At 71.1% G+C, this 20,870-nt stretch carries 20 protein-coding genes and 1 tRNA gene; 7 read left to right on the forward strand and 14 right to left on the reverse strand.

Annotated features, from left to right (window positions below):
- Positions 1–15: 15 nt before the first annotated feature.
- Genes ACLQ3B_RS10180 through ACLQ3B_RS10215 form a run of 8 tightly spaced genes read right to left on the reverse strand, consistent with a single transcriptional unit; the run spans position 16 to position 9,737 of the window.
- The gene (locus ACLQ3B_RS10180) at positions 16–711 is read right to left on the reverse strand and encodes a SanA/YdcF family protein (RefSeq protein WP_425779405.1); all 696 of its coding nucleotides are present in this window, start codon (positions 709–711) and stop codon (positions 16–18) included.
- 19 nt (positions 712–730) lie between these two features.
- Positions 731–2,551 carry a Stk1 family PASTA domain-containing Ser/Thr kinase gene (gene pknB / locus ACLQ3B_RS10185; RefSeq protein WP_425779407.1) on the reverse strand — a complete coding sequence of 607 codons (1,821 nt, stop codon included), beginning with the start codon at positions 2,549–2,551 and terminating at the stop codon, positions 731–733.
- On the reverse strand, positions 2,548–3,957 hold the full coding sequence (locus ACLQ3B_RS10190) for a protein kinase domain-containing protein (protein WP_425779409.1): 1,410 nt from the start codon (positions 3,955–3,957) through the stop codon (positions 2,548–2,550). The genes pknB and ACLQ3B_RS10190 overlap by 4 nt, the downstream gene beginning before the upstream one ends.
- Before the next feature lies 1 nt (position 3,958).
- A complete protein-coding gene (locus ACLQ3B_RS10195; protein ID WP_425779411.1) occupies positions 3,959–5,464 on the reverse strand; it encodes a peptidoglycan D,D-transpeptidase FtsI family protein in 1,506 nt (501 codons plus the stop codon).
- Entirely contained in the window at positions 5,461–6,954 is a 1,494-nt protein-coding gene (locus tag ACLQ3B_RS10200) for an FtsW/RodA/SpoVE family cell cycle protein (protein ID WP_425779413.1), read from the reverse strand. The genes ACLQ3B_RS10195 and ACLQ3B_RS10200 overlap by 4 nt, the downstream gene beginning before the upstream one ends.
- 30 nt (positions 6,955–6,984) lie before the next feature.
- Entirely contained in the window at positions 6,985–8,460 is a 1,476-nt protein-coding gene (locus ACLQ3B_RS10205; protein WP_425779415.1) for a PP2C family protein-serine/threonine phosphatase, read from the reverse strand.
- On the reverse strand, positions 8,457–8,942 hold the full coding sequence (locus ACLQ3B_RS10210) for an FHA domain-containing protein FhaB/FipA (RefSeq protein ID WP_196928900.1): 486 nt from the start codon (positions 8,940–8,942) through the stop codon (positions 8,457–8,459). Before ACLQ3B_RS10210 ends, ACLQ3B_RS10205 begins: the two co-directional genes overlap by 4 nt.
- A gap of 6 nt (positions 8,943–8,948) precedes the next feature.
- Positions 8,949–9,737 carry an FhaA domain-containing protein gene (locus ACLQ3B_RS10215; protein ID WP_007454122.1) on the reverse strand — a complete coding sequence of 263 codons (789 nt, stop codon included), beginning with the start codon at positions 9,735–9,737 and terminating at the stop codon, positions 8,949–8,951.
- Between the two features lie 206 nt (positions 9,738–9,943).
- Here ACLQ3B_RS10215 and ACLQ3B_RS10220 point away from each other — a divergent pair.
- From ACLQ3B_RS10220 to ACLQ3B_RS10230, 3 genes are all read left to right on the forward strand, one after another.
- Positions 9,944–10,029 (forward strand) — tRNA-Leu (locus ACLQ3B_RS10220).
- A 64-nt stretch (positions 10,030–10,093) separates the two neighbouring features.
- The gene (locus ACLQ3B_RS10225) at positions 10,094–11,209 is read left to right on the forward strand and encodes an NAD-dependent epimerase/dehydratase family protein (protein ID WP_425779416.1); all 1,116 of its coding nucleotides are present in this window, start codon (positions 10,094–10,096) and stop codon (positions 11,207–11,209) included.
- A complete protein-coding gene (locus ACLQ3B_RS10230) occupies positions 11,206–12,012 on the forward strand; it encodes a WecB/TagA/CpsF family glycosyltransferase (protein WP_425779417.1) in 807 nt (268 codons plus the stop codon). Before ACLQ3B_RS10225 ends, ACLQ3B_RS10230 begins: the two co-directional genes overlap by 4 nt.
- Before the next feature lie 69 nt (positions 12,013–12,081).
- On the opposite strand, the gene ACLQ3B_RS10235 is transcribed toward ACLQ3B_RS10230, so the two are convergent.
- Positions 12,082–13,638, reverse strand: a complete 1,557-nt coding sequence (locus ACLQ3B_RS10235; RefSeq protein WP_425779418.1) for a S8 family peptidase — start codon at positions 13,636–13,638, stop codon at positions 12,082–12,084.
- A gap of 216 nt (positions 13,639–13,854) precedes the next feature.
- On the opposite strand from ACLQ3B_RS10235, the gene ACLQ3B_RS10240 reads away from it, so the two are divergent.
- Positions 13,855–14,454, forward strand: a complete 600-nt coding sequence (locus tag ACLQ3B_RS10240) for a hypothetical protein (protein WP_425779420.1) — start codon at positions 13,855–13,857, stop codon at positions 14,452–14,454.
- On the opposite strand, the gene ACLQ3B_RS10245 is transcribed toward ACLQ3B_RS10240, so the two are convergent.
- The 3 genes from ACLQ3B_RS10245 to ACLQ3B_RS10255 all read right to left on the reverse strand — a co-directional run bounded on the left by ACLQ3B_RS10245 (position 14,422) and on the right by ACLQ3B_RS10255 (position 16,046).
- Positions 14,422–14,820, reverse strand: coding sequence for a hypothetical protein (locus ACLQ3B_RS10245; protein WP_425779421.1), 399 nt, complete (start codon positions 14,818–14,820; stop codon positions 14,422–14,424). The genes ACLQ3B_RS10240 and ACLQ3B_RS10245 overlap by 33 nt on opposite strands.
- A gap of 153 nt (positions 14,821–14,973) precedes the next feature.
- Positions 14,974–15,195 (reverse strand): DUF397 domain-containing protein, encoded by a 222-nt coding sequence (locus ACLQ3B_RS10250; protein WP_130405931.1) that lies wholly within the window; start codon positions 15,193–15,195, stop codon positions 14,974–14,976.
- Positions 15,165–16,046: a helix-turn-helix domain-containing protein gene (locus ACLQ3B_RS10255; RefSeq protein ID WP_091396372.1), complete on the reverse strand. Its 882-nt coding sequence runs from the start codon at positions 16,044–16,046 to the stop codon at positions 15,165–15,167. Before ACLQ3B_RS10255 ends, ACLQ3B_RS10250 begins: the two co-directional genes overlap by 31 nt.
- Before the next feature lie 620 nt (positions 16,047–16,666).
- Here ACLQ3B_RS10255 and ACLQ3B_RS10260 point away from each other — a divergent pair.
- Complete coding sequence (locus ACLQ3B_RS10260) at positions 16,667–16,951, forward strand: hypothetical protein (protein WP_425779424.1); 285 nt, start codon at positions 16,667–16,669, stop codon at positions 16,949–16,951.
- 98 nt (positions 16,952–17,049) lie between these two features.
- Positions 17,050–17,511, forward strand: coding sequence for a hypothetical protein (locus tag ACLQ3B_RS10265; protein WP_425779426.1), 462 nt, complete (start codon positions 17,050–17,052; stop codon positions 17,509–17,511).
- Between the two features lie 7 nt (positions 17,512–17,518).
- Here ACLQ3B_RS10265 and ACLQ3B_RS10270 read toward each other — a convergent pair whose 3' ends face one another.
- Both ACLQ3B_RS10270 and ACLQ3B_RS10275 read right to left on the reverse strand, forming a co-directional pair.
- The gene (locus ACLQ3B_RS10270; protein ID WP_425779428.1) at positions 17,519–18,328 is read right to left on the reverse strand and encodes a PASTA domain-containing protein; all 810 of its coding nucleotides are present in this window, start codon (positions 18,326–18,328) and stop codon (positions 17,519–17,521) included.
- Positions 18,329–18,489: 161 nt separating this feature from the next.
- Positions 18,490–19,170, reverse strand: coding sequence for a PASTA domain-containing protein (locus tag ACLQ3B_RS10275; protein ID WP_425779429.1), 681 nt, complete (start codon positions 19,168–19,170; stop codon positions 18,490–18,492).
- A 122-nt stretch (positions 19,171–19,292) separates the two neighbouring features.
- Here ACLQ3B_RS10275 and ACLQ3B_RS10280 point away from each other — a divergent pair, with 122 nt between their 5' ends.
- Positions 19,293–20,747 (forward strand): hypothetical protein, encoded by a 1,455-nt coding sequence (locus ACLQ3B_RS10280; protein WP_425779431.1) that lies wholly within the window; start codon positions 19,293–19,295, stop codon positions 20,745–20,747.
- Positions 20,748–20,870 lie beyond the last annotated feature (123 nt).

Here is a 20,870-nt window from a genome sequence, read left to right on the forward strand (position 1 = left end):
TCGCGCGGGCCCGGGTCAGCCCCGCAGTGCCTCCTGGATCGCGGGGTCCGCGGGCGAGCGCACCGCCGGCGGTCGGTCGCGCACCGCGTCCCACGCCGCCTTGCCACTGGCGAAGTAGTCCCGAACCGACTTCTCGGCGAGCAGGGCAGCACCGCAGCCGTCGCAGCGGGCGGTCACCCCGTCGACGTCGAGGCCGAGCTGCCGGCACAGTGTCACGGCCCGGGACAGGTGGTACGACTGGGTGACGATCAGGGCCCGCTCGACGCCGTACACCTCGCGGGCTCTCGCGCAGCTGTCGTAGGTGTCCAGGCCGAACGGGTCGGCCACCACCCGGCGCCTGTCGACACCGCGCTCGGAGAGGTACGTCGTCATCACCGTCGGCTCGTCGCCGGACGCGCCACCGCCGTCGCCCGACACGAGGACGACAGTGGCCCGCCCGGCGGCCACCAACTCTGCGGCGGTGTCCAGGCGGCCAGCGAGGCGGTCCCCCGGCCGCTGCCGATCGGCTGCCACCTCGGTGCCGAGGACTATCACCACGTCGGCGGACGGCGCGTCGGCGGCGTCGTACACGTGGCCGCGTGCGGCGAGCGTCGTCCACAGCCACGGGGAGCTGGCGAGCATCAGCACGACGAGGCCCGCGACGGCCAGACGGCGGAGGCGGCGAGGCCACCGCCGCACCGCCCCGCCCGGGGACGATTCAGCCCCGGTCATGCCGATGCCCGCGGGTGGCCTAGTCCTGGGGCCGGCTCGGCGGGGGCGGGAACGGGAAACCGATGCCGCCCCCGTTGCCGGGAGGAGTGGTCGGCGTGCCAGTGGGGGTGCCCGTCGGCGTGCCCGTCGGCGTCGGGTCGCTCTCCGGCTCGGGTTGACTCACCTTGATGATGACCTTCGTGCCGGTGGGCTTCTTCTCCTTGCCGTTCGGGCTCTGGTCGGTGACCTTCCCGGCCTGGTCGGCGGGCACCTCCGGCCCGTTCTGTACCTGGACCGTGAAGCCGTCGTTCTGGAGAACGCGGGTGGCCTCCGCCTGGCTCAACCCCACGACGTTCGGCACCTCGTTGACGTTGCCCCTCGAGACCGTGAGCGTCACCTTCGTGCCCTCGGCGACCCGCTGCCCGGACGGCGGGTCCACATTGAGGACCTCGTCCTCGCTCGCCTCGCCGTCCACCGGCTTGATGTCGTACTTGAGCTTCGCCTCGGTGAGTCGATCGATGGCGCTCTGCCGCTTGCTGCCCTTGAGCCCTGCGGGAACGACCACCTCGGCCGGGCCGCCACAGACCCGGATGGTCACCAGGCTGGACGGCTCCAGCCGGGTGTTCGGCACCGGATCCTGGTTGACGACGGTGCCCTTGGTGCAGTCGCTGGCCAGGACGGGGTCGCCCACCTGCGCCTTGAAACCGAGGTTGCTGATCTCGGCGACCGCGACGACCTGGGTCTTGCCGGTGAGGGTCGGCACCGCCTTCAGGTCCTTGCCCTGCTGCATGTTCCAGAGCAGGGCGGCGACCAGTGCGATCACCGCCAATACGCCGACCGCGCTGAACGTCGCAATCAACCAGGAGGACGCCTTGCGCTGACGCGGGTCGCCCACCCGAGCGGGGATCTGCCCGGTCTGCTGCCCACGACCGGAACCCGGATAACCGCCCCCACCGCCGGCCGGGGCCATCGCCACCGTCTCCGCCTCGCGCAGCACCGGGGTGGCCAGCACGGGCCGGCCGGCGGCGGCGCGGAGCAGGTCGGCCCGCATCTCGCCAGCGCTCTGGTAGCGGTTGAGCGGGTTCTTCGACAGCGCCTTGAGCACGATCGCGTCGATGGCCGGCGTGACGTCCGGGTTGATGTCGCTCGGCGTCGGGGGCGTCTCCCGTACGTGCTGGTACGCGACGCTGACCGGGCTGTCCCCGACGAACGGCGGGTGCCCACAGACCAGCTCGAAGAGCACACACCCTGCCGCGTACACGTCGGAGCGCGCGTCGACGGCCTCGCCGCGTGCCTGCTCCGGGGAAAGATATTGAGCCGTGCCGATCACCGCGCTGGTCTGCGTCATGGTGGTCGCACCGCTGGCCAGCGCACGGGCGATGCCGAAGTCCATCACCTTGACCTGGCCGGTCTGGGTGAGCATCACGTTGCCGGGCTTGATGTCCCGGTGGATGATGCCGTGCCGGTGGCTGAACTCCAGCGCGGCGCACATGTCGGCGCAGATCTCCAGCGCCCGACGCGGCTGCAGCCGCCCCTCGGCGCCGAGGACCTCCTTCAAGGTCCGCCCGTTGACGAACTCCATGACGATGAACGGCAGCGTCTCACCTGTCGGCGCGGTCTCCTCGCCGGTGTCGTAGACCGCCACGATCGCCGGGTGGTTGAGCGAGGCGGCGTTCTGCGCCTCCCGACGGAACCGCATCTGGAACGTCGCGTCCCGGGCGAGGTCGGTGCGGAGCATCTTGATCGCGACGTCCCGACCGAGCCGGAGGTCGCGACCACGGTGCACCTCGGCCATGCCGCCATAGCCGAGCAGCTCGCCGACCTGGTACCTGCCACCGAGCAGGCGGGCCTGCGCTGTCATCGCGTCTGTCGTCCTTCGCTCGTCGTCGTCCCGCCGTCACCCGGCTGGAGTCGTACCTCTCGACGGTACGACGTCCGGGTCGGATCGTCGCGCCCGTCGAGTCGAAGCGCGCCGGACGTCACGGTGCGCGGCGACAGCCCGGCGGATACACCGGCCTGCGACTGCTTCCGTAGGTTGTAGGAAATCACGCCAGAGCAGAGCAGGACCAGCACGGCCAGCAGGATGGCGACGAGCACCATTCCAGGCCGGGACCGCTGGGGCTGGGATGACGGCGACGCCGGGCCGGCCTGTCGCACGTACGCCGGCGGGTGTTCCTGCCGGGGCGGCCCGGACGGCACCGCCGCCGCACCGCGCGGGTAGCCGTTCGGTGCGCCCTGCGGCCGGGCGGGCTGGACGGCCGGCGCGACGGCGGTGGGGCGTGGCTGTTGGGCGGGCGCGATCGCGGTCGGCCTCGGCCCGGCCGCCGGCGGGCGGGCAGCCGGCGGACGCATCTGGTGCGCCTGCGGCACCTGGGCCCGCCCGGGCGCGGCGGGTGAGGAGGGCGCCCCGGAGACCGGCCCGGAGTTGGCGCCGGCCCGGGCCTGCTGGGAGAGCGCGGCCTTGAGCTGACGGGCGACCCCGGCGAGGGCTGCGGCGCTCGGCCAGCGGGCGGCCGGGTCCTTGGCCAATGCCCGTTCGACGAGGGCGCGCACCTGCGGAGGGATGTCGGCCGGCAGTGGCCGGGGCGTCTCCCGGACGTGCCGCATCGCGATGTCGAGAGGGTTGTCGCCCTCGAACGGCCGCCGACCGGCCAGGCACTGGTAGGCGACCACGCCGAGGGCGTACACGTCGGACGCCGGGGTGGCCACGCCGCCGGTGGCCTGCTCCGGCGAGATGTACGAGGCGGTGCCGAGCACCGAACCGGCGGCGGTGAGCTGGCCGACCAGGTCGGAGCGGGCGATGCCGAAGTCGGTCAGCACAAGCGTGCCGTTCGGCCGGACCAGCAGGTTGCCCGGCTTCACGTCGCGGTGCACGATGCCCTTCTCGTGGGCGGCGTGCAGCGCGTCGGCGGCCTGCGCGACGAGGGCCATCGTGCGCGCCGGAGTGAGCCGGCCGACCCGGCTCAACGTGGACGACAGGGCGTCACCCTCGACGTACTCCATGACCAGGAAGGCGATCTGCTGGTCGTTGCCGAAGTCGTAGACGTCCACCACGCCGGGATGGTTGATGGTGGCCATGGTGCGGGCTTCGCCGCGGAACCGCTCGCCGAAGTCCGGGTCGTCGAGCAGGGCGGGGAGCAGGCTCTTCACCGCGACCGTCCGGCCGAGCACCTGGTCGGTGCCGCGCCAGACGTCGCCCATGCCGCCGCTGGCGATCCGCTCGTCGAGACGGTAGCGGTTGCCGAGCTGCACGCCGGGGCTGAGCATGTCAGCGACCCCCTGGGTCGGTGATGGCGGCCTTCATGATCTGACCGGCGATCCGAGCGGCCTCGCCGCTACCGCCGGGGCCGGCCTGCTCCAGCATCACGCAGACCGCGGAGACCGGGTTGCCGTTCTTGTCCAGGGCGAAGCCGATGAACCAGCCGTGGTCGGGCCGGTCCGGGGCGGACTGGGCGGTGCCGGTCTTGCCGCCGACGGTGTAACCGCTGATCGCGGCTTTCTTGCCGGTGCCGTTCCGGACCACGCTGACCATCATCTCGCGCAGGTCGGCGGCGACCTGCGGCCCGACGGGCTGGCGCAGCTCCCGCGCATCGGCGGTGTAGTAGCTGGTGGTCCGGTCGGGAGCGAGCAGCTGCCGCACCAGGTACGGCCGCATCTGACTGCCGCTGTTCGCGATCGCGCCGGCGATCATGGCGCCTTCGAGCGGGGTCATCCGGACGTTGTTCTGGCCGATCGAGGACTGGGCAAGTGCGGCCGGGTCGGTGCTGCCGTCCGGGTTCTTGATATCGCCGGTCCGGCTGGCCGCCGTGGGGAGGCCGCCCTCGCCCAGGTGGCCGACTGTCAGGTCCTCCTGCTCGAAGCCGAACTGCTGGGCCTTCTCCTTGAGGGTCTCGGCACCGAGCCGCACACCGAGCTGGGCGAAGCCGGTGTTGCACGACTCGGTGACCGCCTCCATCAGGGTGACCTGCCGAGTCGGGCAGATTGACGGATCGGCGTTGCGGATCGGGGTGCCCGAGGTGGGCGGGGTCCAGCTGGAACCCGCCGGGATCGGGGTGGTCTTGGTGACGCCGTTCTCCAGAGCCGCCGCGGCCACCACGATCTTGAAGGTGGAGCCCGGCGGCAGCGTCTCGGCGAGCGCGCGGTTCTTCAACGGCTCGGCCGGGTCTTTTTCCAGCGTGTTGTACGCGGCTGTTGCCTCGTTGATGTCGTGACTGGCCAGCGGGTTCGGGTCGAAGCTGGGCATGGAGACCAACGCCTGCACAGCACCGGTACGCGGGTCGATGGCGATCGCCGCGCCCCTCTTCGCCCCCACCTCGTTGTTGCGCAGCTGGTCGTACGCCACGTCCTGCGCCTTCTTGGAGAGCGTGAGCAGCACGTTGCCGCCACCGGTGTCGTCGCCGGTGAACATGTCCTTCAACCGGTCGCCGATCAGCTGGTCGCTGGTGCCGGCCAGGAAGTCGTCCTCCACGTCCTCGATGCCGGTCTCGCCGAGATTGACCGGCTTGAAGCCGAGCACGTGGGCGTACTTGGGGCCACCTGGATAGGTGCGCAGGAACTTCAGCTTGCCGGTGGTCTCCTTGCTGGTGGCCAGCGCGGTGCCGCCGGCCTCGATGTTGCCGCGCTTGCGCTTGTAGTCGGCAACCTGGACCCGGCCGTTGTAGTCGCTGGTGCGGTATTCATCCGCCTTGTAGGCCTGGATCCAGTTGAGGTTGGCGAAGAGCAGACCGAACAGGACCATGACGACGACGCCAACACGGCGCAGGGGTGCGTTCACGGCTTGATCACCTCCGTGGGAGCACCGTGCAGCTGCTCGGGCGGGCCACCGCTGGGACGAGCCGCCTTGCCGCCGCCTCCTCCGGTGACCGGTCGGCGGGCGCCGTCGGAGACCCGCAGCAACACCGCGATGAGCAGCCAGTTGGCCATCAGCGACGAGCCACCGGCGGACAGGAACGGGGTGGTCTGACCGGTCAGCGGGATGAGCTTGCTGATCCCGCCGACGATCACGAAGACCTGGAGGCCGAGGGTGAACGCCAGACCGCCGGCGAGCAGCTTGCCGAACGAGTCCCGAACCGCGAGCGCGGCGCGCAGCCCGCGCTCCACGATGAGTAGGTAGACGACCAGCAACGCGGAGAGGCCGAAGAGGCCGATCTCCTCACCGATGCCGGCGAAGATGAAGTCGTTCTGCACCTCGGGCAGGATCTCCGGCTGACCACCGCCCGGCCCCGCACCGAAGAGCCCGCCGGTGCCCAGGGCGAGCAGCCCCTGCACGAGTTGGTAGCCCTTGTCGGTCGGGTCGGCGAACGGGTCGAGCCAGATCTCCGCCCGCAGGTAGAAGTTGGCGAACGGCCCGCCGACCGTCGAGCCGAGGACGTAGGCGAGGTACGCCCCGCCGAAGAAGAGGACCAGGCCGATCAGTAGCCAGCTGACCCGTTCGGTGGCGATGTAGAGCGTCACCACGAACATGCCGAAGTAGAGCAGCGAGGTGCCCAGGTCCTTCTCGAAGACCAGCACCAGGACGCTGATCAGCCAGACGCCGACCACCGGGCCGAGGTCGCGGCCACGCGGGAAGTCGATGCCGAGGAAGCGCCGACTGGCCAGCGACAGCACCTCGCGCTTGCGCACCAGGTAGTAGGCGAAGAAGACCAGCAGCGCCAGCTTGGCGAACTCACCCGGCTGGATGGAGAAGCTGCCCACCCGCACCCACAGCTTCGCGCCGTTGATCTCGGAGATGCTCGACGGCAGCACCGCCGGGATCATCACCAGCACGATGCCGGCCAACCCCAGGGTGTACGCGTACCGCGAGATCGACCGATGGTCACGCATGATCGCGAGCAGGCCGGCGGCGAGGATCACCGCACCGAGCGTCCAGGCGAGCTGGCGCCCGCCCTGCCCCGCGAAGACGGCCAGGCTCTCCCGCTCGGGCACCGGGGCGTCACCCAGGTCGATCCGACGGAGGAAGCCCACGCCGAGCCCGTTGAGCAGGGCCACCGCCGGCAGCAGAGCCGGGTCGGCGAACGGGGCGAGGAACCGGATGACCAGGTGCAGGCCGAGGAAGACCGCGCCGAGCGCGGCGGCCGGCATCCAGAAGTCCGAGGTGACCGTGTCCAGCAGGTTCGCCTCGACGGTCGCCCCGTACGCGGCCACCAGCGCCATCGCCAGCAGCAGCAGGTACAGCTCGGCGTTGCGGCGCGACCGCGCCAGGCGTACGCCGGATTGCTCGCCCGCGGTCGCGGGCGAGGGTGCCGGTGTGGCCGCTACGGTCACGGGTGGAGTCCTCAGGATCTCAGCCGACGCTCACTCAGGAGACCGGCAACCGGCCGGGTCGAGCGCCGGCGTGGCCGAGTCGGAGGGCGTGGCGTCGGGTGTGGTGGTCGCGCCGGCCGCACCGAGAGCGGTGGTGGCACCGACGGTCGGGCTTGCGCTGACAACCCCGTTGGGGGTCGGCGACGCGTTGGCGGTCGGGCTGCCGTTCGGGGTCGGCGTCGAACCGATCGGCGTGGGCGTCGGCGTGGGCGTGCCGCCCTCGGTGACTGTCGCGTCGAGCGGGCAGAGCGGCTTCAGGTTGGGGTTGCTCGGCGTGTCGCTGGTCAGCTCGGCGAGCTGACGCTCGGCGTCCGGCTCACTCTTGGCCCGGATGCCGACCTTGACGGTGTCCTGCGCGGCGACCGTGAGGTCGTCCAGGCGGGTGCCGCTGCGGCGGTGCACGCTGGACAGGTCCATCCCGGCGATCTGACCCTGGACGCCGCGGAAGACGGCGACCTGGCCCTCTTCGGTGGCACCCACGTAGTACTGCCGCTGGGTGTACGTCCAACTGCCGAACGCCGCACCGCCGACGATCACCAGCAGGGCCAGCGCCATGGCGGCGGTCCGGACCGGGCGTCGCTTCGGTCGGTCGGCGTCATCGTCGGAGGCCGCCGGCTCCTCCGGCACGGCCGGGCGCGGCGCGGAGAGCGCCGAGGCTCGGGCGGCCGGGGTCGAGTTGTCGGCGGAGGTCGCCATTCCCCGGTCCCGGGCGGCGGCGCCGCCCACGATCGGGGTCGCCTCGACGATGTCCTGATCCGTGGCGTCGGCGATGATCACCGTGATGTTGTCCGGCCCACCGCCGCGCAGCGCGAGCTGCACCAGCCGCTCGACGCACTGCTGCGGGTCGGCGTACTCCCGCAGGGTCTCGCCGATGGTTTCGGCGCTGACCACGCCCGAGAGGCCGTCGCTGCAGATCAGGTACCGGTCGCCGGGCATGACCTGGCGGACCGAGTATTCCGGGTCGATGTCCCGACCGTCGAGGGCGCGGGTGAGCAGCGACCGCTGCGGGTGGCTGCTCGCCTCCTCGGCGCTGATCCGGCCTTCGTCGACGAGCATCTGGACGTACGTGTCGTCCTTGGTGATCTGCGCGAACTCGCCGTTGCGCAGCAGATAGGCCCGCGAGTCGCCAATGTGGACCATCCCCAGCTTGCTGCCGGTGAAGAGGGTCGCCGTCAGCGTGGTGCCCATCCCCTCCAACTGCGGGTTGGCGTCCACCGTGTCGCGGAGTTGTTGGTTGGCGGTGCCCACGGCCGAACGCAACGCATCGACGAGAGCGTCCCCTGGGACGTCCTCGTCGAGCGGCGCCATGGCACCGATGACGATGTTGCTGGCGACGTCACCGGCGGCCATACCGCCCATGCCGTCGGCAACGGCGAGTAACCGCGGCCCGGCGTAGACGGAGTCTTGATTGCCGTCTCGGATCAGACCGCGGTCGCTGTGGGCCGCATAGCGCAGGGTCAGAGTCATGGCCGTAATTCGAGGGAAGTGCGGCCGATCCGGATCGGCACGCCGAGGGGGACGGGGGTTGGTCCGGAGACCTTAGCGCGATCGAGGTACGTGCCGTTAGTCGAGCCGAGGTCCTCGACGTACCACTGCCCGTCACGTGGCACGAGCCGGGCGTGTCGCGCGGAGGCGTAGTCGTCGGTGATGACCAGGGTGGAGTCCTCAGCCCGACCAATGGTGATCTGCGCTTCACCGAGAGTGATCTTCGTGCCGGCCAGCTGACCGGCCGTCACCACCAGCTGGTGCGCCGCTCTGCCCCGCTTCACCTTCGCTGGCTTGGCCGCCTGCCCCGTCGAGGCGCCCACCGCGCGTGGCGCGGCCACCAGGCGACCGGACCGGGCGCCCGCGAAGAGGTCCCGGCGGATCACACCGACCACGGTGAACACGAAGATCCACAGCAGGATGAGGAACCCGAACCGGGCAACGGTGATGACCAGTTCCGGCAAGGCGGGTCAGCCGTCCACGCGGAAGGTCAGCGTCGTCGTCCCGAGCTGGACCATGTCACCGGGGTTGAGCGCGACGGCGGAGACCCGCTGCCCGTTCACCATGGTGCCGTTGGTCGAACCCAGATCCGTCAGTACGACCTGACCCCCGTCGAAATCGAGCCGGGCGTGTCGCCGGGAGATGCCGACGTCGGGCAGACGCAGGTTGGCCTGGTCGCCACGACCGATCACCGTCGACCCCATCTGGAGCGGGTAGGTGCGACCGTCGCCGGAGACCAGCCGCACGTTGCGACCGCCACCGTGCCCGGGCGGGGGGCCGTAGCCACCGCCCTGGTCGTACGCGGGGTAGGCGGGCGGGCCGGCGTCGTAGCCGGGTGCCGACACCGGGGCGACCTCGCCGCCGGTGTAGACCTCGGCCGTGACACGGAACATCCCCGTGTCCAGCCCCTCGCCTCGCTCGATCTCGACGATCACGTCGCCGTAGACCGTCCACGCCTGCTCGCCGATGAACTCCGCCTGCGACTGGGCCAACTCCTGGGCCAGCGCGGCGGCGTACGGCGCCAGCCGACTGTGGTCGAACGGCGAGAGATCGATCACGTAGCGGTTGGGCACCAACGTGCGCCCACCGGCCAGGATCGCCTTGTGCGCCTCGGCCTCCCGCTGCATGGCGTTGAGGATCTCCACGGGGTGGACCACCCCTTTGAAGACCTTGGCGAAGGCCCCTTCGACCAGGCCTTCCAGACGCTTCTCGAAGCGTTGCAGCACGCTCACCGGCTCCTCCTCGGGTCCCGAGGACATGATGGTATCCGGCCGGCGCGCGCGCAGCTCACACGCCGCTCGGCCGGCTGCTCTCGGCCCGTTCGGAAGGGCCGAGACTGTCGTGCTAATCTTTCGTCCGCCACGAACGGTAATCGCTCGTGGCGAGCGTCTGGGACAGCGTAGTATTCCCGGGGCCCGTTGGAGACAGCGGGGCCGGGCGGCTAGAGTGTTCCGGGTTGTGCCACGGGGATGTGGCGGAATGGCAGACGCGCACGGTTCAGGTCCGTGTGCCCGAAAGGGCGTGGGGGTTCAACTCCCCCCATCCCCACCACCGACGAGGGCTCCGCTTCATGCGGGGCCCTTCCGTCATATCGGGGCGTGCTGGACGTCACGCTATGCTCCGATGGATTCTGCCTCCGATGGACCAGGAGTGGCGTGTGAGTGTCGCGTTGGTGACAGGGTCGGGTGGCCTGATCGGCTCCGAGGCGGTCCGGCATTTCGCCGGCCTCGGTCTGGATGTCGTCGGCATCGACAACGACATGCGCCGGTACTTCTTCGGCGAGGACGGCTCCACCTCGTGGAGCCTGGAACGGCTCGGCCGTGACCTGGGTAACTCCTACACCCACTTCGCGGTGGACATCCGGGACCGGGACGGCCTGGAGCAGGTGTTCAAGAAGTACGGCTCGGACATCGCCGTGGTGATCCACAGCGCGGCGCAGCCGAGCCACGACTGGGCGGCCAAGGAGCCGTACACGGACTTCGACGTGAACGCCGGTGGCACCCTCAACATCCTGGAGAACACCCGTCGGCACGCGATCGACGCGCCGTTCATCCACTGCTCGACAAACAAGGTCTACGGCGACCGGCCCAACAGTCTGCCGCTGGTCGAGCTGGAGACCCGGTACGAGCTGCCCGAGGACCACCACTGGTACCAGGGCATCACCGAAGAGATGTCGATCGACCACTCGCTGCACTCGGTCTTCGGCGCCTCCAAGGTCGCCGCGGACGTGATGGTCCAGGAGTACGGGCGCTACTTCGACATGAAGACCGCCTGCTTCCGGGGCGGCACCCTGACCGGCCCGGCGCACTCCGCGGCCGAGCTGCACGGGTTCCTGGCCTATCTGATGCGCTGCGTCATGGAGGGTCGGACGTACAACCTGTTCGGCTACAAGGGCAAGATGGTCCGGGACGCGATCCACTCGCACGACGTGCTGACCGCGTTCGAGGCGTTCTTCCGGGCCCCGCGGTCCGCCGAGGTCTACAACCTCGGCGGCGGCCGGCACTCCAACACCTCCCACATCGAGGCGTTCCGGATCGCGGAGGAGATCACCGGCCGCGAGGCGCGCATCAACTACGTCGAGCAGAACCGCACAGGCGACCACCAGTGGTACGTCAGCAGCATGGCTCGATTCGAGGCGCAGTATCCGGACTGGAAGATCACTTACGACGTGCCGATGATCCTGCGGGAAATCTACGAGGCCAACGTGGACAAGTGGGTGGCCCAGCCGTGAGCACCCGAACCAAGCGCAACGTGCTCGGCGTCCTGGTCGACGCGACCGACTACGCCAGGGCGACCGACGCGGTGGTGACCGCGGCGCACGAGCGGCGTCCCCTGGCGCTGACCGCGCTCGCCGTGCACGGTGTGATGACCGGGGTGCTCGACCCGGCGCACAACGCGCGGCTCAACTCCTTCGACGTGGTCACGCCGGACGGGCAGCCGGTGCGGTGGGCACTCAACCTGCTGCACCACGCCGGGCTCAGCGACCGCGTGTACGGGCCGACCCTGACCCTGCACGTGCTGTCGCGCTTCGCCGACGAGGGGCTGCCGGTCTACCTGTACGGCTCGACCGAGGAAACCCTCGCCCGGTTGATCCCGGCCCTGGAACGGATGTTCCCCGCGCTGAAGATCGCCGGGGTGGAGCCGTCCAAGTTCCGTGCCGTCCAGCCCGGCGAGGACGCCGAGATCGCCGACCGGATCCGGTCCAGCGGTGCCCGGCTGGTCCTGGTCGGGCTCGGCTGCCCGCGCCAGGAGGTCTTCGCGTACGCCATGCGGCCGCTGCTCGACATGCCGCTGATGGCTGTCGGCGCGGCCTTCGACTATCACGCCGGGCTGCTGCGCCAGCCCCCGCCGTGGATGCAGCGCGCCGGCCTGGAGTGGCTCTGGCGTCTCGGCCTGGAGCCGAAGAGGCTCTGGCGCCGCTACGTCATCCTCAACCCGGCCTACCTGAGCCGCCTCGCCGCGCAGAAGACCGGCCTGTGGAAGGCCCGTCCGCCGGCACCGGCCACCGAGCGGCCGGCCACCTTCTCGGTCTGAACGCGATCCGTACGACGCGAGGCCCCGCCCGGGCAATACCCGGGTGGGGCCTCGGTCGTGGGAGACCGGTCAGACGGTAAGGGTCCAGGTGTTGATGTAGCCGGTGTCGGCCGAGTAGGTGTCGCGTACCTGCAGTCGCCAGATGCCGTCGGCGGCCTCACCTGACACGTTCACCGTGTACGTGGCGTTCACGTTGTCGGCGCTGTCCGAGGTGCTGCTGTTCTTCAGCCGGTACGAGCTGCCGTCCGGGGCGAGCAGGTCGATGACCAGGTCACCGCGGTAGGTGTGCACGATGTTCACCGCCACGGTGGAGGCCGAGGAGGCGTTGCGACCGCAACCGGAGATGGTGATCGAGCTGGTCACCGCCGAGCCGGCGTCCGGGATCGACACGTCGGTGCCGTTGGTGCCGGTGCAGCCGGTGGGCGGCGGCGGGGTGCTGCCGGTGCCCACGTAGAGCAACAGGTTCGGCGAGCCCGAGCCGGGGTTGCTGACCACGTTGGGTGTCGCGTTGGCCACCAGTTGGTTGCGGACCTGAGCCGGGGTCCAGCTCGGGTTGGCGCTGGCCACCAGGGCCGCCGCTCCGACCACGTGCGGCGTGGCCATTGAGGTGCCGCTGATCGTGTTGGTCGCGGTGTTGCTGCTGTACCAGGCCGAGGTGATCGACGAGCCGGGCGCGAAGATGTCCAGGCAGGTGCCGACGTTGGAGAACGACGACCGGGCGTCCGAACTGGTCGTCGAGCCCACCGTGATGGCTTCCGTGGTACGCGCCGGCGAGGTGTTGCAGGCGTTCGCGCCGTTGTCGTTGCCGGCCGCCAGGCCGTACGTGACACCCGAGGCGATCGAGTTGCGGACGGCGTTGTCCAGCGAGCTGTTCGCGCCGCCGCCGAGGCTCATGTTCGCCACCGCCGGCTTGATCGCGTTCGCGGTCACCCAGTCGACGCCGCCGATCACACCGGCGTTGGTGCCACTGCCGGAGCAGTTCAGCACCCGTACGCCGACGAGCTGGACGGCCTTGGCCACCCCGTACGCGGACCCGCCGACGGTGCCGGCCACGTGCGTGCCGTGCCCGTTGCAGTCGTCGGCCGACCCGCCGTCGACGGCGTCGTAGCCGGAGGTGGCCCGGCCGCCGAAGTCGTTGTGGGAGAACCGGATGCCGGTGTCGATGATGTAGGCGTGCACGTTGCTCGCCGTGTTCGGGTAGGTGTAGGAGCTGTCCAACGGCAGGTTGCGCTGGTCGATGCGGTCGAGGCCCCAGGAGGGCGGGTTGGCCTGCGTGCCGGAGATCGAGACGGTGTGGTTCTGCTCGACGTAGGCCACCGCCGGGTCGGCCGCGATCCGCGCCGCCGCGCTCGCGCTCACCTTGGCCTCGAAGCCGCGCAGCGCCGCGCCGTAGGTGCGGGCCACCGTGCCGCCGTGGCGGCCGGAGAGCCGCTTCGCGGTGTCGCCGACCCGGTCCCGGGCCACGGCGCTGTCCTTGAGTACGACGATGTAGCTGTCCGGCACGGCGGTGGCTCCGCCGGCGGCCCGAACCACACCGACGGGTTCGGCGGCCAGGGCTGGGGTGCCGACGGCCAGCATGGTCGCCGCGGTCACCCCGATCAGCACGGACCTTCGTGGAAGACCCATCTCCTACCTCCCTCTGACCGGCGGTGGAACGTGACCGCCGGCCCCAACATCAATCGACAATTGCCGATTTAGCTGAGGGTAGATGAGCCGTCGGGCAGTTGAACATGCCGAAACGTCCATACCTTCGAGTGATGACCCCCTACGGGCCCGGCGTCCGGGGTGAACGGGGGACGGGCCCGGATTCGCCCCGGCGGGATTCGGGAAAGACTCTCGAACATGGAGAGTCAGCTCACCATCCTGCTCCCGGTCGCCGCCGTCTGGCTGGCCGCCGGCGTCGTTGCCGACGGCCTTCCCCGGCTGCGCAACACCCGCATGCTGCGCCGGCGTACCGGATGGTTGCTGGTGCTGGCCCTCACCGGCGTGGCGCTCACCGCGGCCGTGCTCGGCGGCGGGCTGCTCAGCGCCGGCGCCGCGCCGGTCGACCGGGCCGCCGCCGGGCTCACCCTGGCCACCGGCCCGGCACTCGTGGCGACGATCTGCTCGGTACGACGGATCCGCCGGCTCTGGGCCGGTGCGGGCGCGTTCGCCAGTGCCCCCGCCACCCCCGCGCCGCACGGGCTCCGCGCCGCCGCGGCCCACCCGCTCGTCGGGCTGCCACTACAGGCCACCGCCCTGGCCACGCTGCCGGCGTTGATCGCGGCGGCCGGCACCGACCTCGGCGCCGACCCCGGTGTCACCGGGCCGGCGATAACCGTGGGCGCACTCGCCGTGGTCGCCATCGGGGTCCGGCACGCGCTCCGCCACAACCGCCTCGCCGAGCGGGCCCAGCCCACCGCCGTACGGTCAACGCGGGCGGCTGGCGCCCTGCACGTATAGCAACTCCAGGATCGACCTGGTCGCCTCGAACCAGCGGTCCAGCCAGTCCTGCGAGGGCACGGCGCCCTTCGGTGGCAACTCCATCAACAGACCACGCAGCAACGGGTGGTCAGCCAGCGACTCGGGCGGCTGCATCGGCCAGCCCGTCGGCGGGAACGACGGCTCGATGAGCGGGTTCGGGTCGAGTGAGGGCAGCGAGAGCGGAGGATCCGTCGTCTCGGAAGCGCCCTCCCGACCACTCAACTCCTGGTCGGTCGAGACCACCTCGGTGAGAACCGTGTCCCGACGAGCGCCGCGGTACTTGCCACCGAACCGCTCCGGCTTCGCCGGACCGGTGGTGAGGTTGTCTGAACCGATCGTCGTCATCCGTCTCGCCTACTCGCTCGGTTGCGGGCCGGTGCGGCGGGTCGTCGACCAGCGCCGTACCGACCGGTTCAACGAGACGGGGGCGCTGTGGCGACGGGACTACGGCAAAGTCCCCGTCCGGCGAACCGGACGGGGACTTCACTGACCACTCGGTCAGACCGCGCCGAACACACCACCCCGGGTGCCGGCGACGAAGGCGTGCCAGTCACCAGGCGCGAAGACCAGGGCGGGCCCCGCCTTGTCCTTCGAGTCCCGCACTCCGACCGCCCCCGTCACGTACGCCACCTCCACGCAGTTGTCACAGTTCGGCCCGCTCTTCGAGCTCTTGAACCATGCTGCCTGCGTCAGGTCCACGGGGAACCTTTTGGTCGCCATTTCCACAACGGCTCCTCTGCCAGTTTTGCGATGTGTGCGACGGACTCCTCCGGACGTATGGCCGCAGCGCGGATGTGATCGAAGATGAAGCTGTACTTCTGCAGTTCGTCGCTCTTCTCGAGGAAGAGCCCACCCGTGGCGTTCTCCGCGTACACAACATCCGGATCACCGGGCTCAGGGAAGCTGAGGATCGTGAACGTGCCGTCCATGCCGGCGTGCGCACCCACCTCGAAGGGCAGGATCTGCAGCGTCACGTTCGGCAACTCGGCCACCTCGACCAACCGCTTGAGTTGACCGCGCATCACCTCGTCCCCGCCCACCGGCCGACTTACCACCGCCTCATCGAGCACCACCCACAGATCGACCGGATCGTCCTGGGTCAGTAACGACTGACGGCCCAAACGGACACGCACCCTTTGGTGAACCTGGTCGGCGGTGAAGTCCGGCCGAGCGGCGCGGATCATGGCCCCGGCGTACTCCTCGGTCTCCAGAAGACCGGGAACGACCTGCTGTTCGTACGCCCGGATCGAGCTCGCCGCCGCCTCCAGCCCGACGTACGCGCCGACGAGCACCGTGCTGTACGGGTGCCACCAGCCCTTTTGGCGGGCCTCCCGGGCGATCTGCACGAGCTCGTCGCTCTCGGCGCCGACCACGCCGTAGATCCGCAGCATGTCTCGCACGTCGCGAGGGGTGGCCGTGGTGTGCCCGGTCTCGATCCGGGACACCTTCGACGCCGAGCACTCCAACTGTTCGGCGACCACCTCGATGGTGATTCCGGCGGACTCCCGCTGGCGGCGCAACTCGGCTCCGAGCCGCCGCCGTCTGATGGTGGGACTGCGCCGCTCACTCATCGCGCAACCCGTGAGTCACTGGTCCCCGCCGCTGGCTGCTCGACCCCACTCGGGCTACCTCCGGTAACGCGCCACTGGGTGACACCCGCCGGGGGCGCGATCGTCGACCGGCGAGCGTTCGCGACGAAGGGGTTGGTGCCGGTCCTCGGCCGGCCGCGACGGGCGAAACCGGCCCTCAGTGTGCCGTCCGGACGCGGATGGCTTCAATAGGCCGTTCGCGCGACCCGTTCACGTATCGGCAAAAGTCGACGTGCAACTTGCATGAAGCACGTCCCTGATGCACTCTGTCCGTATGGCACGGATCACTCAGCGTCCCCGTTCGGTCCCTCGGAGTGGTGACCCCACCGATCCGGGGAAGCCGGGCACGGCGCGGGCCCGGCCCACGACACCTGCTCCGGGGTAAAGACCCCGCCGCTGCAAGCCGGCAAGCTGCGGCGGCGGGCGCGGCTCCCGGAAGCAACCGGGTGGTGGTCGGGTGGCGGCACGTCACCAGCGGGTACGGCCCGACCACCGCCATCCGCACCACCGGTTCACGAGGCACGACCCCGTCACCGGCCGAGACGTCCCCCGTTCAGGCACCGCCGGCGCGACCGCCGGCCGATCCTCCCCCAGGAGCCCATGTGCTTCCCCGCACCGGTGACGTAGTGCACGTGACTCGCGCGGCGAGTGTCCAGTTCCTCAGGCCGATCAAGTTCCGGGTGATCCGGGTGCTCGACTGGCCGACCTATGACGGCTGGCTCTGGCTCGACGGCTACGAGTTGAACGCCGCGGGCGACGCGGTCACCCGACGGTCGATCTTCGTCCAACGGGAAGGGCTGCAGCAGTTGCAGGCCGCTCCCGAACCCCGACCGCACACCGTGCGGGCCCGCCGCCCGGTCGCGCGTACCCCGCTCCGGGTTGGCTGACCGACCCGATCCGCCGCCGGTGGGCGTGCCGTCGCCATAGAATCGGTACGCCCACCCCGGCACCGTTCCACCCGCTCGTCCAGGACCCTGACCCTGGGATGGTCATGGTCAATCAGCCCGCCCTGCGGCGGCACCACCGCTCCCGTATCGCCTATGCCTTCGGACTCCTCGCCCTCCTCGGGGCGATGGCGACACTCCTGGTCCTCGTCCGCGACCCGGCGATGTCGTCCACCCGGCTGACCGCACCGGTGCCCGCACCGGAGATCACCGTGCTCGACTCAGACTCGCCGACGGGCGAGGGCCAGTCGGTCTACGGGGAACCCGGCTGGATCGGCACCGACGCCCCGACCGACCACGCCGATGGTGCCGACCCGACCGGGTCGGTGTCCGGCCTCGGTGCCGGTGGCCAGGCCGACGGCCGTCAGGCCCTCACCGAAGCAGCGCCGACCGGGCACAACGCCACGGACATCCGTCGCTCCCTTTTCTGGTCCGGCATCTTCGGCCTGGCCATCTCGCTGGCCGGTATCGGCCTCGTCGGCACCCGCCGCCGAATGTGGTGACCAGCGGTCACGGCGTGGTCGTCACCGTGGGGCTCGGTGTGGTCGGGCTCGCCCCGGTCGAAGGCCGAGCCTGCGAGATGATCAACAACACCTCGTCGTCGGTCGACACCGACGTGCCCGCTCCCGGCTCGGTGCCCACCACCGTTCCCGGTGGCAGCTCCGACGGGCGGTACACCACCTGGTAGGCCAGGCCGAGCCGAGCCAACAGCCCCTCGGCGGTGGCCTGCGGTAGGCCGGCGAGCGGTGGCACCGGTAGTTCGTCCGGGACGTCAGTGGTCGCCGGGCTGCTCGGCGACTCACTGGTGGGCGCCGCCGACGTCGGGGCCGCGCTGGTGGGCTGGACGCTGGGGGCACTGGTCGGCGGAAGCGAGGGGGTGGTCCCCGGATCGTCCCGGTCGTCATCGCGCTGGGCGAGCACCAACCAGAGCGCGCCCCCGAGCAGGCCGGCGAGCAGGAGGGCCAGTACGCCCCAGAGGATCGGCAACCACCACCGCCGACCACCCTGCTCCTCGACGTACCACTCTGCGGCTCGGTCATCCGGCCGGGGCGAGCGCACCTCGGCCCGCCCGGCCCACGACGGCGGTATCGGCGCCGTCCGGTCGGCCGGCGGACCCGGCCGGGTGCCGGCGGCCCGATCGATCGGCATGGTCTGGTCGGCCGGCGGCTCGGGGCGAGCCGGGACAGTCCGGTCGATCGGTGCCGTCTTGTCCGGGTCGGCCTCGGCTGGCGTCGACCCCGGCCGGTCAGCGGCGGAGGGCAGGGGTCGGGTCTGGTCGTCGTGCTCGCCGGCGGGAGGCTCCTGACGGTCGTCGCTCATCGCACGTCCTTTCCCGAACCCGGACGGGCGTCATGGCCCTCGACCGCCAACCTAGTCGCCCACACCTCCATCGGTGGGGATCAGCGTGCCGAGCCGCGCCGGTTGCCGGCGCGGCAGAGCGGCGGGTACGCGCCGGAAGGCCCGAACCCGCCGGCCTGGAATCAGGGCGTGGGTTTCGCGGTCGGCTGCTCGTCGGAGCCACACCAGATGCTGACCTGGTCGTTCCACCGGGCCGAACCGTCCTCGGTGGGCTCCTGCCGGTTGACCTTCCCGTTGCGTTGGGTGACGTAGCGCGGGTAGAGGCCCTCGTCGACCAACTCGTCGGCGGCTTCGGCGCAGCTCTTGCCGACCACGTCCGGCACCTCGGCGGCCGGCGCCGGCCCGGCGACGTGTAGTTGCACAGTCGTGCCACGGGTGACCTCGGTGCCCACGTCCGGTGCGGTGCTCTCGACCGAACGCCCGACGCCGCCACCGAAGACCAGCCGCCACCCCAGCCGCTGCTTGCGCAGCGTCTCCCGGGCCTGCTCGAAGTCCGTGCCGATCACCGGCGGCACGGTCAGACCGGCCCCCTTGGTCGAGGTCGCGGAGGTCTGGACCGCCGACGGTGCCGGCCGTCCACTGCTCGGTCGGGGTGCGGTGACCCGGGCGGTGGGCGCGCCAGACGTGGTCGCGACGGCCAGCGGGTCACCAGTCGATGGGTCGTCCTCGCCGGCCAGTAGCCAGCCACCTGTCGCACCGACGGCGGCGAGCAGCACCGCCGCCAACCCACCACCCAGCACGACGCTGGCCCGGCCCGCACCGCCGCCTGCGGCATTCTGCTGGCCCGTGTTCGTGTCCGTCATAACGCCCACCGCCTCATCACCGGCGACCGTACCGCCCGCCGCCCAATCCGCCGCATCTGCGGTCCACACCAGCGGGTCGTTGCGACTCGCCGCGCCGACGACGGGACGTTACGCTGCCCGGCATGGCCAGACAGGGCTGGGGAGTGTCGATCGCTACGGCGATCGGGGTCGCTGCCGGCGCGGGTGCCGCACAACTGGGCTTCGGCTACGGGCTCGGCGTCATCACCTGGACGCCCACCGACGCCGGTGCGACCGACACAGCCTGGGCGGACGGCCTCGCCTGGGCCACCTGGCTCGCCGCCAGCTCGACAGTCCTCGGCGCGGTCTGCGCGCAACGGCTCCACCAACGGAACAGCCCGGCGAAGACCGCGATCTCTCCGGGAACCGCGCCCGACGGCGTCGCGCGCCAGGAGGGCGAGCAGCGCGGCGATCGGGCGCCGGAGCACGAGACCCCGGACGACGAGCACGCCACCCAGCATGGGGTGGCGGGCACGCCACCGCCGGTGGCCGAGCCGCCGGCCCACGCCGGTGGCAGCCTGCTGCGGCGGGTGGCCCTGGCGCTCGGCGCCGGGCTGGGCGGCCTGGTCACGGTGCTGTTGATCGCCGTACCCGCACGGGTCGCGACCGGCGCGGACACCGGCGCACCACAGCGGACGGCCGCCGTACAGGCGACGCTGGGCATCCTGATCGGCGTCCTCGTCGCGATCTGGGCGCTTCGCTCCCGAGCCGCCGCGGTCAACGTGACCGCGACGGCCGCCTGGCTGTGGCTGCTCGCGGTGATCTCGGTGATCGACGGGGTACGCGTCGGACGAGGGCTGACCGGCGCGCAACTCGGTACCTGGCAGCTCGACCCGGACCACGCCCGGTACTGGATCGGGGGCCAGCTCTACTGGCCCGGAGCGCTGCTGGCACTCGTGCCCGCGCTGCTGATCGGCGTACTGGCCGCCCGGCGGTCCGCCCGCTCGGGTGGGCACCGCGTGGGTGCGGCGGCCTCCGGCGCGGCTGGCCCGGTGCTCGTCGCGCTCGCCTACCTGACCACCCTGCCGCACTGGTCGACGCTGGGCCCCGCGCAGCTGTCCACCCAACTGATCGCCCCGTACGCGGTAATCGCCGGCATCGGGGGCTCGGTGCTGGCCGCCCGCCTCGGCGAGCGAAGCGAGCAGAACCACGCAGCCGAACAGAGCCGTCCGGACCATCGGGGTGCGGTTGCTCCGGGCACGCCGGCCGACCCGGCCCCGGCCCCGGTCGCCGAAACCGACCCCGCGTCGCCGCTATCCGGCTCGACAGCCGGCACCGCAGCGTCAGCGGTAGGTACCGCAGCGTCAGCGGTAGGTACCGCAACGTCGACAGCCGGCACTGCGGCGCGGCGCAGGAGGGCCGACACCCCACCGCAGACGCCCAGAGCAGGCTCGCTGCCGGGCGAGGCCATCACCGCACCCCAGGTGCCCGCCCCCCGTACGGACCCAGACCTCACCAACCCGGCCCGTCCCGCCGAAGCAACAACAGCGGACGACGTAACCCCCGGCAGCCGGCGCACCCGAGCGTCCCGCCGCACCACCCGCCCCACCACCGACTAACCCTCAGGCCCCACCCTCACCCCAACCCACCCTGTTGATCATGAAGTTATTGCCACCGTGCGCGGCGTGTCATGGCAATAACTTCATGATCAACGTGCTCGGGGGTGGGGTGGGGCCTGGGGG

The organism is Micromonospora sp. DT53 (assembly GCF_049841535.1).
In the GTDB taxonomy this organism is placed as follows: Bacteria; Actinomycetota; Actinomycetes; order Mycobacteriales; family Micromonosporaceae; genus Micromonospora.

Excerpts from the sequence above, each read along its gene's own strand:
- ACLQ3B_RS10280 (WP_425779431.1), top strand. The coding sequence starts at position 19,293 with ATGGCCAGACAGGGCTGGGGAGTGTCGATCGCTACGGCGATCGGGGTC.
- ACLQ3B_RS10265 (WP_425779426.1), top strand. The coding sequence starts at position 17,050 with ATGGTCATGGTCAATCAGCCCGCCCTGCGGCGGCACCACCGCTCCCGT.
- ACLQ3B_RS10250 (WP_130405931.1), bottom strand. The coding sequence starts at position 15,195 with ATGGCGACCAAAAGGTTCCCCGTGGACCTGACGCAGGCAGCATGGTTC.
- pknB (WP_425779407.1), bottom strand. The coding sequence starts at position 2,551 with ATGACAGCGCAGGCCCGCCTGCTCGGTGGCAGGTACCAGGTCGGCGAG.
- ACLQ3B_RS10275 (WP_425779429.1), bottom strand. The coding sequence starts at position 19,170 with ATGACGGACACGAACACGGGCCAGCAGAATGCCGCAGGCGGCGGTGCG.
- ACLQ3B_RS10225 (WP_425779416.1), top strand. The coding sequence starts at position 10,094 with ATGCTCCGATGGATTCTGCCTCCGATGGACCAGGAGTGGCGTGTGAGT.
- ACLQ3B_RS10205 (WP_425779415.1), bottom strand. The coding sequence starts at position 8,460 with ATGACTCTGACCCTGCGCTATGCGGCCCACAGCGACCGCGGTCTGATC.
- ACLQ3B_RS10215 (WP_007454122.1), bottom strand. The coding sequence starts at position 9,737 with ATGTCCTCGGGACCCGAGGAGGAGCCGGTGAGCGTGCTGCAACGCTTC.
- ACLQ3B_RS10180 (WP_425779405.1), bottom strand. The coding sequence starts at position 711 with ATGACCGGGGCTGAATCGTCCCCGGGCGGGGCGGTGCGGCGGTGGCCT.
- ACLQ3B_RS10190 (WP_425779409.1), bottom strand. The coding sequence starts at position 3,957 with ATGCTCAGCCCCGGCGTGCAGCTCGGCAACCGCTACCGTCTCGACGAG.
- ACLQ3B_RS10245 (WP_425779421.1), bottom strand. The coding sequence starts at position 14,820 with ATGACGACGATCGGTTCAGACAACCTCACCACCGGTCCGGCGAAGCCG.
- ACLQ3B_RS10240 (WP_425779420.1), top strand. The coding sequence starts at position 13,855 with ATGGAGAGTCAGCTCACCATCCTGCTCCCGGTCGCCGCCGTCTGGCTG.
- ACLQ3B_RS10270 (WP_425779428.1), bottom strand. The coding sequence starts at position 18,328 with ATGAGCGACGACCGTCAGGAGCCTCCCGCCGGCGAGCACGACGACCAG.
- ACLQ3B_RS10235 (WP_425779418.1), bottom strand. The coding sequence starts at position 13,638 with ATGGGTCTTCCACGAAGGTCCGTGCTGATCGGGGTGACCGCGGCGACC.
- ACLQ3B_RS10255 (WP_091396372.1), bottom strand. The coding sequence starts at position 16,046 with ATGAGTGAGCGGCGCAGTCCCACCATCAGACGGCGGCGGCTCGGAGCC.